At 71.8% G+C, this 17022-nt stretch carries 16 protein-coding genes; 6 read left to right on the top strand and 10 right to left on the bottom strand.

The genetic code is table 11. The features are described 5' to 3' along the window. Positions 1-58: 58 nt before the first annotated feature. Complete coding sequence (locus tag ACIGXX_RS34180) at positions 59-367, top strand: hypothetical protein (RefSeq protein WP_399981560.1); 309 nt, start codon at positions 59-61, stop codon at positions 365-367. A gap of 134 nt (positions 368-501) precedes the next feature. On the opposite strand, the gene ACIGXX_RS34175 is transcribed toward ACIGXX_RS34180, so the two are convergent. The 4 genes from ACIGXX_RS34175 to ACIGXX_RS34160 form a co-directional block, all read right to left on the bottom strand. Beyond that, positions 502-1413 carry a phosphotriesterase gene (locus tag ACIGXX_RS34175; protein WP_399981556.1) on the bottom strand — a complete coding sequence of 304 codons (912 nt, stop codon included), beginning with the start codon at positions 1411-1413 and terminating at the stop codon, positions 502-504. After that, complete coding sequence (locus tag ACIGXX_RS34170) at positions 1410-2012, bottom strand: DUF4865 family protein (protein ID WP_399981553.1); 603 nt, start codon at positions 2010-2012, stop codon at positions 1410-1412. The genes ACIGXX_RS34175 and ACIGXX_RS34170 overlap by 4 nt, the downstream gene beginning before the upstream one ends. 22 nt (positions 2013-2034) lie before the next feature. Further along, on the bottom strand, positions 2035-2454 hold the full coding sequence (locus tag ACIGXX_RS34165) for a cupin domain-containing protein (RefSeq protein ID WP_361472217.1): 420 nt from the start codon (positions 2452-2454) through the stop codon (positions 2035-2037). 65 nt (positions 2455-2519) lie between these two features. Then, on the bottom strand, positions 2520-3095 hold the full coding sequence (locus ACIGXX_RS34160; protein WP_361472220.1) for a TetR/AcrR family transcriptional regulator: 576 nt from the start codon (positions 3093-3095) through the stop codon (positions 2520-2522). A 382-nt stretch (positions 3096-3477) separates the two neighbouring features. Between ACIGXX_RS34160 and ACIGXX_RS34155 the strand changes: the two genes are divergently transcribed. The 3 genes from ACIGXX_RS34155 to ACIGXX_RS34145 are packed head-to-tail and all read left to right on the top strand — an operon-like array spanning position 3478 to position 7189. Continuing rightward, a complete protein-coding gene (locus tag ACIGXX_RS34155; RefSeq protein WP_351157712.1) occupies positions 3478-3780 on the top strand; it encodes an SHOCT domain-containing protein in 303 nt (100 codons plus the stop codon). Next, complete coding sequence (locus tag ACIGXX_RS34150; protein ID WP_399981548.1) at positions 3777-4622, top strand: ABC transporter ATP-binding protein; 846 nt, start codon at positions 3777-3779, stop codon at positions 4620-4622. The genes ACIGXX_RS34155 and ACIGXX_RS34150 overlap by 4 nt, the downstream gene beginning before the upstream one ends. A 5-nt stretch (positions 4623-4627) precedes the next feature. Further along, positions 4628-7189, top strand: a complete 2562-nt coding sequence (locus ACIGXX_RS34145; RefSeq protein ID WP_399981709.1) for an ABC transporter permease — start codon at positions 4628-4630, stop codon at positions 7187-7189. Positions 7190-7227: 38 nt separating this feature from the next. Here ACIGXX_RS34145 and ACIGXX_RS34140 read toward each other — a convergent pair whose 3' ends face one another. Both ACIGXX_RS34140 and ACIGXX_RS34135 read right to left on the bottom strand, forming a co-directional pair. Further along, entirely contained in the window at positions 7228-7767 is a 540-nt protein-coding gene (locus ACIGXX_RS34140; RefSeq protein WP_399981545.1) for an ATP-binding protein, read from the bottom strand. 202 nt (positions 7768-7969) lie between these two features. Further along, entirely contained in the window at positions 7970-8299 is a 330-nt protein-coding gene (locus ACIGXX_RS34135; protein WP_351157705.1) for a hypothetical protein, read from the bottom strand. 330 nt (positions 8300-8629) lie between these two features. Between ACIGXX_RS34135 and ACIGXX_RS34130 the strand changes: the two genes are divergently transcribed. Then, positions 8630-9724, top strand: coding sequence for a PLP-dependent cysteine synthase family protein (locus ACIGXX_RS34130; protein ID WP_351158034.1), 1095 nt, complete (start codon positions 8630-8632; stop codon positions 9722-9724). A gap of 24 nt (positions 9725-9748) precedes the next feature. Here ACIGXX_RS34130 and ACIGXX_RS34125 read toward each other — a convergent pair whose 3' ends face one another. Next, complete coding sequence (locus ACIGXX_RS34125) at positions 9749-10228, bottom strand: SRPBCC family protein (protein ID WP_399981541.1); 480 nt, start codon at positions 10226-10228, stop codon at positions 9749-9751. A 63-nt stretch (positions 10229-10291) separates the two neighbouring features. Then, positions 10292-11194 carry a DeoR/GlpR family DNA-binding transcription regulator gene (locus ACIGXX_RS34120; protein WP_351157700.1) on the bottom strand — a complete coding sequence of 301 codons (903 nt, stop codon included), beginning with the start codon at positions 11192-11194 and terminating at the stop codon, positions 10292-10294. A 207-nt stretch (positions 11195-11401) separates the two neighbouring features. Here ACIGXX_RS34120 and ACIGXX_RS34115 point away from each other — a divergent pair, with 207 nt between their 5' ends. Continuing rightward, positions 11402-13777: a hypothetical protein gene (locus ACIGXX_RS34115; RefSeq protein WP_399981537.1), complete on the top strand. Its 2376-nt coding sequence runs from the start codon at positions 11402-11404 to the stop codon at positions 13775-13777. On the opposite strand, the gene ACIGXX_RS34110 is transcribed toward ACIGXX_RS34115, so the two are convergent. After that, the gene (locus ACIGXX_RS34110; RefSeq protein ID WP_351157698.1) at positions 13737-16154 is read right to left on the bottom strand and encodes a right-handed parallel beta-helix repeat-containing protein; all 2418 of its coding nucleotides are present in this window, start codon (positions 16152-16154) and stop codon (positions 13737-13739) included. The two genes, ACIGXX_RS34115 and ACIGXX_RS34110, sit on opposite strands and share 41 nt — an antisense overlap. A gap of 176 nt (positions 16155-16330) precedes the next feature. Next, the gene (locus tag ACIGXX_RS34105) at positions 16331-16936 is read right to left on the bottom strand and encodes a hypothetical protein (RefSeq protein WP_399981534.1); all 606 of its coding nucleotides are present in this window, start codon (positions 16934-16936) and stop codon (positions 16331-16333) included. Positions 16937-17022: the final 86 nt, after the last annotated feature.

The raw sequence follows: 17022 nt of genomic DNA, 5'->3' as shown, positions 1-17022 counted from the left end.
GAGGTGATGGCGATAGGGCGGGTCCGCACCGAGTCTGCCGCCCCTGAGAGGATGCCGCATGATCCACTACCTGCGATTCTTCTTCGAGATCGGCGTAGACACCCCGTTGTGGCCGGAGGACATGGACAGTTCGTATGGCTACCCCTGCGAGTTGGATCGGCTGCCGATCAGTCCGGAGATACGGGCCGAGTTGGCCAGGCTCTCCAAGTGGTACCAGTCGTCGATCGACTGGGACTATCCGCCGAATCCGTCACCGTGGTCCGATGAGGAGCAGCAGCTCTTCAAGCAGCAGGCGCAGGCCGCATTGGGGACTCTGCGGCGGGAGTTGGGTGCAGGCTGGGTCGTTCGCGACGAGAGCCTTCTCTGAGGAGCACAAGCCTCCGCGCGAGCTGTCTGGGGTGGGGCCTGTGGTCTGCGGTCCGTGGCTCGGAAGAGTCTGTGAGCACGGCCTGACGTGAGTCATCAAGCCCGTGCACGCGGCGGGACGTGGGTAGCCGCCCCCTACGCCCACTTCGCCGCGAACGCCCGCCCCGGATTCCGGGTCAGCATCCGCTCGACAACCACTTCTCCCACGGCGAGTTCGAGCCCAGGTCGCACCCTGCGCAGCAGATACGGCATCCCGGGACCGCCGTTCACCGCGCGCGCCCCGGCCGTTGTCGTGTCGCCGCCCAGGAGCAGCTGATCGGCGAAGCCTGCCTCGGTCAGGGTCTGGACGGCTTCCGGCATGCGCCAGTCCGTGGCGTGGTTGGCGCGGGACGGGCCGTCGAAGGCGAGGTACGCGCCGGCCGCGGCTGCCTGGTGGTGGATCGCGAGGTCGGGGGAGCGGTTCAGGTGGCCGAGGATCAGGCGGTCGGGCGGCACGCCCAACTCGCCGCACAGCAGGTCGAGTACGTCCAGTGCACCCGTGCCCAGCTCCAGGTGGACGGCGATGGGGGCGCCCGTCCCGCGGTGCGCCTCGGCCGCTGCTTCCATCGTCCAGCGGGCGTGCGCGTCCAGGCCGTGGAAGCCGCCCGCGACTTTGATCAGCCCCGCCCGTACACCGGTGTCGGCGATGCCCTGGGTCAGCTCCCGCAGGAAGACGTCCGCGAGACCTTCCGCGCGCAGGCGGGCCAGCGACTCCGGCGTGTAGTGCTGTGATTGATGGAGGCCTGTTGCCGCGACGATTCGTACGCCGGACGTTCTTGACAGCTCGGGCAGGTCCCCCGCCCGGCGCCCCATCCCGTGCGGAGTCCACTGGATCAGGCTCTCGCCGCCCGCTGCTCGGTAAGCCGCGAGCTCCCGGGCGGCGGACGCGACTGAGTCCAGCTCTTGGCCCGGTAGTTGAGGGCTCGTCAGGAAAAGATGGTCGTGGGCGTCGCAGATGCCGAGCTCCGCCGGGGTGATGTCTCCGAGGACCGTGCGGACCGCGTTCACCACTGCTGACCCTCGGGGAGCAGGTGCCGTTCCGGTGCCGACAGATGCAGCACCTGGAACACATCGCCCTGTCCCTTGGGTGATGCGTGGTCCCAGACGGAGAAGCGCAGCATCTCCCAGGTTCGCGGGTCGATGGCCGCCGTAGCGTAGATCAAGCCTGGCTCGTCGGCCAACCGCAGTGTCTCAGCGGCCAGTTCCGACGCCAAGCCGCCCAGGTGCGTGCCCGCGGGGATAGGAGAGCGGCGCCGTATCGCGGCCTTCGCGCACGCACTCGTCATCGCCCCCTCCGCCCTCTCTGACCCCTCCGCGTACGCGAGCCCAGTCCAATGCTGCACCTCCGGGCGCCCGAAGTCGTCGACGATGCCCTGGAATCCGGGGCCCCAGAGGAAGGAGTTCATGCCCTCGGGGGTGTTCCAGAGGTAAAAGGGCGCGTACTGGTTCACGGGGGAGTCGTCGACGCCGCGCTCACGCATCAGGTACGCCTTGGCACCGAGGCCCGGGTAGTCGTCCAGCAAGTGGCCTTTGGTCGCCACTCGGTTGCGGATGATGCCCATGTCGTAGCCGGCCGGGAGCGTGATCTCGTACTGCATCGCGTGCATGGTGGTTCGCTTCTCCTCGGGATCAGGCTGCCGGGTATGCGTTCGCGGTCGCCGGATACTCGTCCGCGCCCACGTGCGCGTCCCAGTGCGTGGTCGTGCCGTCGTCCGTTGCCTCGACGACCGCCAGATGTGTCATGAAGGTGCGGGGCGCGGCGCCGTGCCAGTGCCATTCGTCCGGCTCGATCCACACGGTGTCGCCCGCGCGGATCGTCTCCGGCTCACCGCCCTTGCGCTGCACCAGCCCCTCGCCCTCCAGGACGTGCAGGACCTGGCCGTGCGGATGGCGGTGCCAGGCGGTGTGCGCTCCGGGGGCGAAGCGGACGTTGAACATGCGCAGCCGGGAGGGGGACGGTGGCGCGGCGATCTCGTCCAGCCACACCGTGCCGGTGAAGTTCTCGGCGGGGCCCGCCTGACTGTCGGGGCGGTTGCGGGTGATGTGCACGGCTCTTCAGGTCCTTTACGTCTGTGCTCTTCAAGTCCCTTACGAGGGACGGTCGGTGGAGTCCTTTACGAGGAAGGGGTGGTGGCGGTGAACAGGAGGGCGAGCAAGCCTCGTACGCCGGTGTCGAAGGCCGCGGGTGACCCCGAGGCGCGAGCCAGCACGTAGCCGCCCTGGACCGTCGCGACGACCGTCGCCGCGATCGCCCGCGCATCGAGCGTGGCCGCGAACTCGCCCCGCTCCTGGCCCTCTTCGACGATCCCGGTGATCCGGTTCCGCAGCCAGTCGAGCGTCTCGGTGACGGGCGCGCGCAGTTCGTCGCTCGCGATGACGTCCGGGTCCATCGTCAGCCGCCCGACCGGGCAGCCGCGCAACACGTCGCGCTCGCGCAGCAGATACGCCTCGATGCGTTCGTACGCCGAGCCGGTGCCGCCCAGGACGCCCTCGGCCGTGGCGCGCATCTCCTTGGCCGTGCGCCGGATCGCGGCCAGCGCGAGGTCGGGCTTACCGCCGGCGAAGTGGTGGTACATGCTGCCCTGCCCGGCGCCCGAGTGCTGCTGGATCGCCTTGGGGCTCGTGCCGACGTAGCCGCGCTCCCACAGCAGCTCGCGGGTGGACTCGATCAGACGCTCCGGGGTGCTCATGAACGCACTGTACATACTAGTAGGTACAGAGGTCCAGGTGGCGGCTGCGGAGGCCTGATTGCCCCTGGCGCATCCCGTACGTACCAGTAGGTACAGCCACCTGACGCGCCAGCCACCTGAAGCGCCAGCCGCCCGAAGCGCCGGCCACCCTCCCCGAAAGGCGGCCACCCACACACCCGCTCTCCCCGCCCCCGCCGGAAGCAGCCCCGCCCCCCCCACGTACTCCCGCGGTGGTACACGCACGGCCGCTGGCCGTACGACGACTCGGACCCCCTCGCAGCGCGAGTCTCGATACATCGCACCTCGCTACATCGCACCTCGCTACATCGCACACGACGCCGCACAAGGCATCGCAGACATCGCTTCCGAGGAGATGGACACCATGAACACCCTGGCTCACTTCGATGGCGGGCCCGGCCCGTGGATCCTGTTCTTCCCGCTCATCTGGGCGGCCGTCGTCATCGGCGGCATCACACTCCTGCGCCGCACCGTGTGGCGGGGCCGCCGCGCACCGTGGCAGCGGGACGGCGGCGCCGATGGCACCGTACGCATCGACGAGAAGTCGCCCATCGCCGTGCTCGGCCGGCGCTTCGCCGCCGGCGAGATCGACGAGGACGAGTACTGGCGGCGTCTCTCCGTCCTGAACGAGGAGTTCGGGCGCACCTCCAAGGGCGGTGCGGCATGACCACCGCGACCGGACACCGAAGCGGCACCGCCACCATCGACGCCGCCCGTGTCACCGAGGCCGTCAAGGTCTACGGCAGTGGCGACACCGCCGTACGGGCCCTTGACGGGGTGAGCGTCGGCTTTCCGGCCGGACGCTTCACCGCGATCATGGGCCCGTCGGGCTCGGGCAAGTCCACCCTGATGCACTGCGCCGCGGGCCTCGACACCCTCACCTCGGGGTCCGCCCACATCGGCGACACCGAGCTGGGCGCGCTCGACGACCGGCGCCTGACGCTGCTGCGCCGTGACCGCATCGGCTTCGTCTTCCAGGCCTTCAACCTGGTGCCGACGCTGACCGTCGCCGAGAACATCACGCTCCCGATGGACCTCGCAGGCAAGCGCGGCGACGCCGAGTCGGCGGAGTGGACCGACGCCCTCATCGACGTGGTGGGGCTGCGCGACCGGCTCCACCACCGGCCCGCCGAACTCTCCGGCGGACAGCAGCAACGGGTCGCCGTGGCACGGGCGTTCGCGGGCCGGCCCGACGTCGTCTTCGCCGACGAGCCGACCGGCAACCTCGACTCCCGCTCCGGCGAGGAGGTCCTGCGCCTCCTGGGCCGCGCGGTGCGGCAGATGGACCGCACCGTCGTCATGGTCACCCACGACCCGGTGGCCGCCGCCCACGCCGACGAGGTCGTCTTCCTGGCCGACGGCCGTCTCGTGGACCGGATGGCGGACCCGACCGCCGACAAGGTCCTCGACCGGCTCAAGGCCTTCGACACGAAGGCCGCGCCCGGTACCGACGCGGCCGCGCCCGACACCAAATCGGCCACACCCGGCACCAAGGGAGCACCGTCATGAGTTCCCTGAGCGCGTCCGCGCGCATCAGCCTCTCCTCGCTGCGCGGCCACAAGCGGCGCTTCGCGGGTACGTTCCTCGCGGTCATGCTCGGTGTCGCCTTCCTGGCGGGCACGCTCGTCATGGGCGACACCCTCCGCGGCAGCTTCGACACGATGTTCGGCAACGCGACGAGCGGCACCGACGCCGTCGTCCGCGGCGCCGACACCATCACCACCCCCGACGACAGCCAGGGCACCCGGAAGCCGGTCAAGACCTCGCTCGTCGAGAAGATCGAGCAGACCGACGGCGTCGCCGCCGCCGCGCCCGCCATCCAGGGCGCGGGCCAGCTCCTGGGCAAGGACAAGGAGCCCATCGGCGGCGAAGGCCCGCCCACCCTCGCGGGCAACTGGATCGACGACAAGGAGCTGAACGCCTACCAGCTGGCCGAAGGCCGCGCCCCCGCCAGGTCCGGCGAGGTCGTCGTCAACCGGGGCGCCGCCGAATCCGGCGACCTGAAGATCGGCGACACGACCACGCTGCGCACCCCCGACCCCGTCCAGGTGACCGTCGTGGGCCTGGCGACGTTCGGCGGCGAGGACGGCATGGCGCAGACCACCTTCACCGGCATGACGCAGGCCGATGCGGAGAAGTACCTGACGCCCAAGCCCGGCGAGGCCGCGACCATCCAGGTGCGGGCCGGGCCCGGCGTGAGCGAGCAGGAACTCGTCGACGCGCTGGGTCCCGTACTGCCCAAGGGAGTTGAGGCCATCACCGGAGAAGCGTCGGCGGCGGAGAACACCGACAACATCTCCGGTCAGTTCCTCTCGCTCTTCACGAGTTTCCTGCTCGTCTTCTCCGGCATCGCCCTGCTCGTGGCGACCTTCAGCATCCACAACACCTTCGCGATCGTCGTCGCCCAGCGCACCCGTGAGAACGCCCTGCTGCGCGCCCTGGGCGCCTCGCGCCGGCAGGTCACCGCCGCCACCCTGGCCGAGGCGAGCGTGGTCGCCGTGGCGGCGTCCGCCGTGGGCCTCGCGGGCGGCATCGGGGTGGCGGCCGGGCTCCAGGCGCTGTTCCCGGCCATCGGATTCCCTTTCCCCGAGGGCGACTTGGTGATCAGTGCCCTGTCGATGCTGCTGCCGCTGGCCGTCGGCATCGTGGTCTGCCTGGGCTCCGCCCTGCTGCCCGCCGTCCGCGCCGGGCGCACCGCACCCCTGGCCGCGCTGCGCGAGACCGCGGTCGACCACTCGGGGGCCTCGCGAGGGCGTGCCGTCGCAGGCGCGGTCCTCGTACTCGCCGCCGTCGCTCTCTCGCTGACCGGTGTCCTGGTCAGCCCGTCCGTGTGGCTGGCGGGGGCCGGGGCGGTCCTCGCGCTCGCCGCGTTCGTGGTGCTGGGACCCGTCGCGTCCTCGCGGGCGGTACGTATTCTCGGCGGGCCCCTTGACCGGCTGCGCGGCGTCACGGGCGGGCTCGCCCGGCGCAACGCCCTGCGCAGCCCCAAGCGGACCGCCGCCACCGCGAGCGCCCTGATGATCGGGGTCGCCGTCGTCTCGCTCTTCACGGTCTTCGGCGCCTCGCTGAAGGCGACCATGGACCAGACGGTGAACCGCTCCTTCGCCGGCGACCTGGCCATCAGCACCCCCGGCTTCGGCGCGGGCGGCAGCGGCCTGAGTCCCAAGCTGGCCCCCGCGCTCGCCGAGCGGCCCGAGGTCGCCACCGCGGTCGGCCTGGGCAAGGGCGCGGCAGAGGTCGACGGGGAGGGGCGCGCCCTGACCGTCACCGACCCGGGCCCCTTCGCCAAGTCCTTCGACCTCGGGAAGGTCGACGGATCACTCGACGGCCTGGGCACCAACGGCATCGCGATCACCCGCGAGGAGGCCGAGAAGCAGGACCTGAAGGTCGGCTCCACGACCGAACTGGCCTTCGCCGACGGCAAGAAGGAGACCTTCACCGTGCGCGCGCTGTTCGGCCGGTCGGAACTCGCGGGGGACTACGTCATCACCCGCGAGGCCTGGGCGCCGCACCGCATGCAGGACGCCGACAGCCTCGTGTCCGTCACGTTCAAGGACGGCGTGAGCGCGGACGACGGCAAGGCCGCGGTCTCCGAGACCGCCCAGGAGTACGGCAATCCGGATGTGCAGACCCGTGGCGAGTACGCGCAGTCCGCGGCGGGCGGCATCGACATGATGCTCACCCTGGTCTACGCCCTGCTGGCGCTCGCCGTCCTGATCGCCCTGCTCGGCATCGCCAACACGCTGACCCTCGCCGTCCACGAACGGACCCGTGAGCTGGGCCTGTTGCGTGCCGTGGGGCAGACCAGGGCGCAACTGCGGGCCATGGTCCGCTGGGAGTCCGTCCTCGTCGCCGCCTTCGGCACGGCCGGTGGCCTGGCGCTCGGCGGCTTCCTCGGCTGGGTGCTCGTCAAGGCCTCGGACGGCGCGACGAGCAGTGCCTTCGCGTTCGCGGTGCCGCCGGTGCAATGGGCGGTGGTCGTCCTGGTGGGCCTGGCGGCGGGAGCCCTCGCGGGTCTGCGTCCGGCACGGCGGGCCGCACGCCTGGACGTGCTGCGTGCCATCGCCACCGAGTGACGTAGGACGCCCGCGCGGCGGAGCGTGTCACCGCCCGGTCAGCCGACAACGGCCGACCGGGCGGGAGCATGACCGGGCGTGTGCCCGTCGGCGAGGGACCGCGGCCCGGCACCCAGGTCGGCGAAGGGGCCGGCCGTGGCCGCGCCGTACGCCGGATACCTGGGCGGCAGTGCTACGGCGGACGTAGGGGCCGGGAGGGTGAACCAGACGACCTTGCCCGTGTCACCGTGGGGGCGTACCCCCCAGCTCTCGCTGACCGCGGCGACCATGGCGAGCCCGCGTCCGCAGGTCTCGAACGGTTCCGCGTCGTGCACCTCGGGAAGGCGCGGGTCGTGGTCGTGCACGGAGACCGTGAGACGGTCGAGCAGCAGCTCGATCTCCACGGTGCACACCTTGTCCGGCTGTGCATGCCGGTGCACGTTGGTCAGGAGCTCGGTCACACCGAGCGCGGCCTGGTCTATCAACGGATCGAGATGCCAGTAGCGCAACTGCGCGGATACGATTCTGCGGACCTGGCCGATCCGCGACGGCAGAGCCTGAAGCTCCACCGTGCAATACCTGCTTGGCTGGCTGATCACGGCTGCGACTCCCCGAATTGCGTCCGGAAGAAGGCGACGTTCGGATCCAGCAGCGGCCGCGGGGTCTGCCGGCTGCTGTTCGCGGCCGGCGGGCTGGTTCGCAGCGTCATCGCCGGTGAACCCAGAGTGATGTGACACCAGAGTGACTCAGGGGGTGCGGGCGTGCAACTCGCACCCTGGCGCCGGGAGCGCGACGGGCTCCTCAGGCGCGTGCCCTGCGGCCTTTGGCCCTGCTCACCGCGTCGATGAACTTGCGTACCGTCGGCGGTCCTGCCTTGCCGGGCGCCGGATCGTGATCGGCGAGCGTGAGGCGGTAGCGCGTGCCGTTCAGTTCGGCGAGGGCCCGGTCGTCGGCGGAGAACCACGGCTTTCCGGCCCGCACCGTCTGGACCGGTGCGCTGTCGATCTCCCGGCCATAACTGGTCAGCAGCTCGAACCGGCCGTCGGTGATACGGATTTGACCCGCCCGGGTGAGGGAGCGCAGCCGTCGTCCGATACGCACGCCTGTAGCCGTGAAATCCGGCTCCGCCATGACGTTCCGCCCCCTTGAGCGATTCGGTGGGTCGTTCGGTACGAGACCGCCGTCCCGTGCGGTGCAGTCTGCACGCACCCGGCGTCGAGCACCAGTGCGTATGAAGACGTGGTCATAAGTGGACGACGTCACCTCTCCAGTGTGCCGTGCCGCTGTGTCAGTCGACTGCGCCAGGTGTGCCTTTGAGGTGCTCAAAGGTGTGTTTATGCAGGTGAGAAGCGTGCGGAAGGTGCCTATGATCGAGGCGTCCGGCCCGCTCGGAGCGCGGCCAGGTTGACGCCAAGGAGCCGCGCGGTGAGCACCACACAGCAGGATCAAGCCGATGAGCCGATGACCACGCTCGACGTGGACCGCAGCGACGCGGAGTACCGCGCGTGGCTCAAAGAAGCCGTACGCAAGGTGCAGGCGGATGCCAACCGTTCGGCCGACACGCACCTGCTGCGCTTCCCGCTGCCGGAGCAGTGGGGCATCGACCTGTATCTCAAGGACGAGTCGACCCATCCGACCGGCAGCCTCAAGCACCGTCTGGCCCGCTCGCTCTTCCTCTACGGCCTGTGCAACGGCTGGATCCGGCCAGGACGGCCGGTCATCGAGGCCTCCAGCGGGTCGACAGCCGTCTCCGAGGCGTACTTCGCGAAGCTGATCGGGGTGCCGTTCATCGCGGTGATGCCCCGCACGACCAGCGCCGAGAAGTGCCGTCTGATCGAGTTCCACGGCGGCCAGTGCCACTTCGTGGACGACTCGCGCACGATGTACGCCGAGTCGGCCGCCCTCGCCGTCGAGACCGGCGGCCACTACATGGACCAGTTCACCTACGCGGAACGGGCCACGGACTGGCGAGGCAACAACAACATCGCCGAATCGATCTACCAGCAGATGAAGTTGGAGCGCTATCCGGAGCCGGCGTGGATCGTCGCCACGGCGGGCACCGGCGGCACATCGGCGACCATCGCCCGCTACGTCCACTACATGCAGCACGACACCCGGCTCTGTGTCGCCGACCCCGAGAACTCCTGTTTCTTCGACGGCTGGACCCACCACGACCCGGACGCCACCAGCGACTGCGGCTCGCGCATCGAGGGCATCGGCAGGCCCCGGATGGAGCCGAGCTTCGTGCCCGGCGCGATCGACCGCATGATGAAGGTGCCGGACGCGGCCAGCGTCGCCGCCGTGCGGGCCCTGGAGCAGGCGATCGGCCGCAAGGCGGGCGGCTCCACGGGCACCGGGCTCTGGAGCTCCTTGAAGATCGTCGCCGAGATGGTGGCCGCGGGCCGCACCGGCAGCGTCGTCACGCTCCTGTGCGACCCGGGCGACCGCTATCTGGACAAGTACTACTCGGACGCGTGGCTGGCCGAGCAGGGCCTGGACATCACGCCGTACGAGACTGCCATCAAGTCGCTGCTCGCCAACGGCACCTGGACCTAGGCGGCCCCGCCCCCGGCCCGGGGCTCAGGCGTTGGCCGCGGTCAGACGCCGGTCCAGGGACGTGACGGCGTCGCGGAAGGCCCGGCCCATGCCCGCCCTGCCGAGCCTGAGGGTGAAGCGGAAGGGGGCGGCGCCGTCCGCGGCGAACGTCCACTGCAGGCGGGTGCCGGTCCCGGCCGGGGTCAGCCGCCACTCCTCGAGGAGGGCGCGCAGGCCCGGGGCGTTCGTCTCGTCGGCGCGGTAGGCGTACCGCTGCGCCGGGTCGGCCGCCATGATCGTCTCCCGGAAGCGCGTGCCGCCCTTGAGCCGCACCTCGCGGCCCTTGCCGCCGTCGGTGGGGCGGCACAGCGTGACCGCGGTGAACCACTCGGGCCAGCCGGCCGTGTCGTCGGCCAGGGCGCGGTACACCGCCTCCGGGGACGCGCTCACCTCGCGGGCGAAGACCAGACGCAACGGAGCGGACTCGACGAACTCGAGCCCCACGGGCCTCAGTCGGCGTGCCATCGAACTCAGCCCCCAGCGGAATCGGGTGGTTGACCGGCCACCGTCACCATAGCTGTCGGACCGTCAGATGTCTGCGGTGCTCCCGGCGTTCTCCGCCCGGCCGCCGCTCTCGGCACCCTCGCCGCCCTCACCCTGCCCGTCGACCCCCGGCTCCCCGGACTCGCCCGTGACCACCAGGCGCCGCAGATGCTCGGAGATCTCCACCCGCGCCTCCGCGGGCAGCCCGGCATCCGTCACGAGCGTGTCGACCTGCTCCAGGGTGGCGAACGAACTGAGGCCCACCGTGCCCCACTTGGTGTGGTCGGCGACCACGATGACCCGCCGCGCCGACTGCACCAGACGCCGGTTGGTCTCCGCCTCCGCGAGATTGGGCGTGGACAGGCCGGCCTCCGCCGATATGCCGTGCACTCCCAGGAAGAGCACGTCGAAGTGGAGCGCGCCGATCGCCTGGTCGGCCACCGGACCCACCAGCGAGTCCGAGGGGGTGCGCACGCCGCCCGTGAGGACCACGGTGGCCGCGCCCTGACGCTGGCCGGAGGTGCGCTGCGCGGAGTGGAACACATCCGCCACCCGCACCGAGTTCGTCACCACCGTCAGGTCCGGCACGTCCAGGAGATGGTGGGCCAGTGCGTACGTCGTCGTGCCGCCGGAGAGCGCGATGGCTGTGCCCGGCGCCACCAGGGAGGCCGCGGTGCGCGCGATGTCCTCCTTGGCGTTCAGCTCCAGGCCCGACTTGGCCTCGAAGCCCGGCTCGTGCGTGCTCGCCTCGACCACCGGCACGGCGCCGCCGTGCACCTTCTCCAGGACACCCTGGCGGGCGAGGGCATCGAGATCGCGGCGGACGGTCATGTCCGACACACCCAGCTTGCGGGTCAGTTCGTTGACCCGGACCCCGCCCCGGCGGCGCACCTCGTCGAGGATCAAGGCACGGCGCTGCTCCGCGAGGAGGTTCTGATTCTCACTCACGACCGTCCCGGCCCTTCTGCCTCGTCACACCCGTCACACCCGTCAAATGCGCTGCCTCATCCTCGCATGCGCCACCGACAGACGGCCCACCGCCCGAGACCGTGCACACCCTCGGAACGGGGAGATTACGTGACGGGAGGTGTGGACGGGGCCCTGAGCGGAGATCCTGTCTGCCTGACCAAGCGCACATTCGGGGGAAGCGGCACGGTGGCAGCTGATCACAGAGAAGAGACGGCTCTCGAACTCCTCGTCCACGGAGTGGGGGGCACGACACCCGAGGAGATGCTGGGCGATCCGCGGACCGTCCGCGTCTCCGGCGACGAGACGGCGGCGGTCTTCCGCCGCACCGAGGACGCCGACGCCGAGAAGCGCCCGGACGACTACCGCGGCAAGCCGGTCCCCGAGGCGTACGTCTGGTGCAACCTGACCTCGGGAAACGGCTCGCGGGCGCTGTGGCTCCTGCTGCTGCCCTTCATGGTGGTCAACCTCGCGCACTGGATGCGCCCCACCTCGCGCCGCAGGAAGAAGACGGTCCGTACGTACGGCCTGCTGGTGCGGCTGACCGGACTCACCCTCACCGTCCTGCTCGTCGCCGCAGCCTGCGAGGTCGCCATCGACCTGACGGCCTGGCAGTGCGCGGGCACCCCCGAGTGCGCCGCCGAACGCTCCTGGCTCGGCTTCCTGGCACCCGACGCCTCCGGGCACGGCGGCTGGTGGAGCCAGCCGGGACGCCGCCTCGCGCTCGCCGCCCTGGTGCCCGCCGCGCTCACCGGGCTGCTCTGGTACCTGTCCCAGCGCACCTGGAGCGCGTACGAGTCCCAGACACCGCTGCCCCACCAGTCCGACCCGGAGGAGGAGGCCGGGCGCACTGCCCTCGGCAGGCCCGGCTTCTGGTACGGGCGCCGCCTGGTGGCCCGGCTGCGCGCCGCGCACACGGCCGCGGGCTTCCTCACGGTGGCCGCCGCGGTCGGCACGTCGGCCGCGCGCCACGACCGGCGCCCCGGCGGACCCGCAGTGCTCGACGCCCTCGGCTGGCTCCTGGAGGTGACGCTCGTCCTGGGCGGGGCCTTCATCGTCCTGGTGGTCTGGCGCAGGGGCCGCAGCGAGAACAAGCTCGACTTCCACCTCGACGAGAAACTGATCCGCCGACTGCCCCTGGCCGCGCTCACCCTGCTCGTCCTGACCCTCCTGTACGCCGGGTGGTCACGCCCCGGCTGGACCTCCGAAGGCAGGCTGCCGGGCAACCTGACCTTCGGCGGCATCGTCCTGGTCCAGGGTCTCCTGGTCATCGCCCTCGCGGTGGTCGCCCGCGCGCTCTACCGCACGGCTCCCGACCCCCGCACCGCCCTGCGGGGCTTCGCGGGACCCGCCGTCGCCATGCTGGCCTGCGCGCTGGGCGGCGTGATGTCCGGCGGCGGCGCCCAGCGCGTGGCCGACTGGCTCGACGGCGCGGGGGAGCCCGGCTCCGGCGGTACCATCGACGGCCCGCCGGTGCTGCTGACCTGGCAGGCTTCCGTGATCCCGCCCCTCCTCGTGGTCGTCGCGGCGCTCTGCGGCTGGCTGGGCGTGCGCACCTGGCGGCGGGCACGCCGCGACCGGGCGACCATCCCCGGCGAGTACCCGGGCGAGCCGGAGGACGCGGCCCGCAGCCGCCGCATCGCGGGCACGCGCGCGCGTGCCGCCCTCACCGACCGCGCCCCGCTCCTGGTGGGCATCACCTCGGCGGTGACGCTGCTGCTCGGAGCGGGGGCGCTCGCCGGCGCCTGGGCGAGCGAGGAGGTGCCCAGCAAGGCCGCGCAAGGACTGCCCCTCTTCTTCGAAGGAGCCGCCGAGACCTCCCAGGCGCTCGGCTCCTGGCTGATCGGCTTCGGCTTCATACTGTTCGTGACCTGGGGCCGGCGCGCCTACCGCGACGCGTCCGCACGGCGCACCATCGGCATCCTGTGGGACGTCGGCACGTTCTGGCCCCGCGCCGCCCACCCCTTCGCGCCGCCCTGCTACGCCGAGCGCGCCGTCCCCGACCTCACCTGGCGCATGCACACCTGGACCCGCGCGACGCGCGCCACCGGCGGCAGGCTCGTCATCTCCGGCCACTCGCAGGGCAGCGTCCTGGCCGCCGCGGCCGCCTGGCAACTGTGGCCCTCCGTCCGCAAGCGGGTCGCCCTGCTCACCTACGGCTCACCCCTGGAGCGCCTCTACGGCCGCTGGTTCCCCGCCCACTTCGGCCCGGCCGCCCTCAGCTCGCTGCACCGCGAGGTCGACTGCTGGCGCAACCTGCACCGCACCACCGACCCGATCGGCGGTCCCGTGCGCGTCCTGCCCGACGGCGACGGACCGCAGGTGGACCGCGACGCCCTCAGGGACCCCCTGGTCTACGGACGCACGCACGAACACCCGCTGCCCGCGCCGATCCTGGGCCACGGGGACTACCAGGCCGACCCGGCCTTCGCCGAGGAGCGCGCCCGGCTGCTCGCCCGGCTCAAGCCCGCCGTGCCCGCCCCGCGGCCGCAGGCCGCCGAGCCGCCGGAGCCCGTTGCAACGGTCACGGCAGCTCCGGCAGATCCTCCGGATACAGCAGGGTGAGATCGTCCGTGCTCGGCTCGGCGAACTGGGCCACGCGCCCCGCGTGCCGCTCCACCATCGCCTCGAACGTCTGGCGCGCGGTGCGGCCGTTGCCGAACGCGGGGCCCTTCGGAAGTGCCGTGAAGTACTTCAGGAGGGCCTCGCCCGTCCCGGTGTCCAGGCGGTACTCGTGCTCCTCGGCCTGCTGCTCGACGATGTGCAGCAGCTCCTCGGGGGCGTAGTCGCCGAAGGTGATGGTGCGTGAGAAGCGCGAGGCCACCCCGGGGTTGACGGAAAGGAAACGCTTCATCTCCGCCGTGTAGCCCGCGACGATCACCACCACCGCCTCGCGGTGGTCCTCCATCAGCTTCACCAGCGTGTCGATGGCCTCCCGGCCGAAGTCGCGCCCGGAGTCCTCGGGCGAGAGGGCGTACGCCTCGTCGATGAACAGCACACCGCCGCGCGCCCGGTCGAACGCCTCCTGGGTGCGGATCGCCGTCGACCCGATGTGCTCGCCCACCAGGTCGACGCGCGACACCTCGACCAGGTGCCCGCTCTGCAGGACGCCGAGCGAGGCCAGGATCTCGCCGTAGAGCCGCGCCACGGTCGTCTTTCCGGTGCCGGGGGAGCCGGTGAACACCAGATGGCGGCGCGCGGATGCGGCCTTGAGCCCCGCCAGCTGCCTGCGCCGACCGACCTCGATCATGTCGGTGAGGGCGCGCACCTCGCGCTTGACGCTGTCCAGGCCGACCAGCTTGTCGAGCTCGCCGAGCACGTCCTTCGACGAGCGGGACGGCGCCGCGGGGGCCGTGCTCTTCTCGGCCGCCGGGTCCGTGGGGCGCTGCCCGGGGACCGTGCCGAGCAGCCCCACGGACTGCGTGGCCGTCTGTGGGGCGGACTCCGGCGCCGCGGACGCCGCGGTCCGCACGCCGCCGCTCTCGTCGCTGGTGCAGTCCTCGACGAGCGGCCCGTCCTCGGCGAACTCGAAGCCGCCGCGCGCGCACCGCTCCGTACGGCACTTCTTCAGCGTCGTACGGCATCCGTCGATGACGTGGAAGCCGTAGCCGCCGCTGTCGGTCACCCGGCAGCCGTGCAGGCTGCCCCGGCCGCCCGCCGAGACGTAGAAGCCCGCCTCCGCGGGCGAAGTGACCGTGCAGCGCTCGATGGTGGGGTCGGCGCCCTTGGTGACGATGACGCCCGTCTGCACGCCGTCGACCGTGCAGTTGGCCAGGGTGCCGCCGCTGCCGTGGTCGCGGAACCACGCGCCGGTGGCCGCCTCGCGGATGCGGCAGTCGTCCAGCTGGGCCGTCGCGCCGTCGCTCACGGACACCGCCGTGTTGCGCACCTGGGAGAGATCGCTGTCGACGACGTCGGCGCGCGAGCCGCGGTCCAGGACGAACAGCGCGTCCGGCACGTCGTGCACCCGGCAGGACTCCAGGACGACCGTCGCCCCGTCGCTGACCCACACCGCGGGGTAGTCGCCCGTGCTGTCGTGGATCTCGCACTGATTGGCGTCCACGCGCGTGCCCGGGTCCCACACCGAAAGGCCGTTGCGCCCGAACTGCCGCACGGTGGACCGCGTCAGGGTGAGCACCGAGCGGGACCGCAGGTCGATCGCGTTCTCCGGGATGTCGTGGATGCGGCAGTCGGCGAGCGTGAGCACCGCGTCCGTGTCGAGCGTGACGCCGTCCGAGGTCGTGCGGTGCACGTCGCAGTCCGTCAGATGCGCCACCGCACGCCCGGTGATCTGCACGCCCGAGCCCTTGACCTCGTACACCTCGCAGCCGATCGCCTCGAGCCCCGAGTGCTCACCGGTCACCGAGAGCCCCGCGCCGGACGCGTGATGCACCCGGCAGCGCTCCAGACGCGGATGCGCGCCGCCGCGCACGGCGACGCCCGACTGCCCGGCCGACACGACCTCGCACTCCTCGAAGACACCGCCCCCGCCGTCGAGCACGGCGATGCCGATGCCGCCGGGGTTGTCGACCGTGCAGCGCCGCACCGTCGGGCGCGCGCCGCCGCGCACCTCGATGCCGCTCGCGGACCGCGTCACCACGCGTACGTCGATGAGTTCGGGCGCGCCGTCCTCGACGAGCAGCGCGGGCGCCGCCGAGTCCTGCCCCTCGACATGGAGGTCCTGCACCACGGCGGAGGACCGGACGGTGAGCGGCACCCCGTCCGAGGGCGCGATGCGCACGGAGCCGGGTGAGCCCTCGGGGCCGCGCAGCGTCACCGCCCGCTGGACGACGAGGTTCTCGCGGTAGGTGCCGGGGGCGATGGTGAGGACGTCGCCGTCGCTCGCGGCCTCCAAGGCGGCAGCGAGCGATGCGTACTCACCCGTGCGGCGCCGCCATCGCGAGGTGCCGGTGTGCGTCACCTGGACCGTGCCCTGTGCCATGGAGTTGCTCTGCCCCCACCTTGTCGTACGCGGGACCTCACGACCCTCGCGCAAGGTGCCGAAGAGTTCGGCCGGTCCACCGTAGCGCGCGCGGCGAGGGCGAGTTGACCCGATCGCCAGGCTCTCACCTGGTCATCGCCGGTCTCTCACCGGCCTCGGACGCCGGCATTGCTCCCTCAGGAGCCGGTGCCGGTGCGTCCCCAGTCCGGTCCGGCCTTGTCCCAGGCCTGGTCCCAGCGGTCGTAGCGCCGCTGGACGATGCGCCAGACGACGAGCCGCCTGGCCCCCTCGACCAGTCCGGCGACCGCCGCCGCGGCGCCGAATCCGGCGAGCGCCGCATGCGTGCTCGCGGTCGCGCCGTCCAGCGGGCGGCCGACCACCTGGCCCCGCACATCGGTCCAGAGCCGGAAGCGGTCGCCCGGGTCGGGGGAGCGGAGGTCGGCGAGGACCGTGCCGGAGTGCGCCGTGCCGTCGGGCGCCGTCCATTCGGCGAGCACGCGGCTGTGCCGGTCGCGAGCGGACGCCGTCTCGGGATCGGGGTCGACGGGGGGCCTGGAGACCTTCTTGACCACCGTGCCGGTCACTTCGTGCCGCACCTCGCGCTGCTCCCGCACCGACTGCAACAAGGCGTCCCGCGAGAGATTGCCGACAGCGAAACCGGCCAGCGGGGCGGCGACGGCGATGAGCAGCACGGCCGCGCAGGCCACCCAGGCCTCGACGAGGTCGGTCTTGCGGCGCAGCGGATTGTGCCGCCAGCGCCAGAGCCCGACGAGTGCTCGCACAGTCCTGCACCCCCTTCCGCGTCCGTCTTAACCACGAACGGCACGGCCCACGCGTCGACGGGAAGAAGAGAGAGGGAAATCACCCT

The sequence above is a fragment of the Streptomyces sp. NPDC055243 genome, from assembly GCF_044544025.1.
Taxonomy (GTDB): Bacteria; Actinomycetota; Actinomycetes; order Streptomycetales; family Streptomycetaceae; genus Streptomyces.
This window is presented reverse-complemented; position numbering and strand designations above follow the sequence as displayed.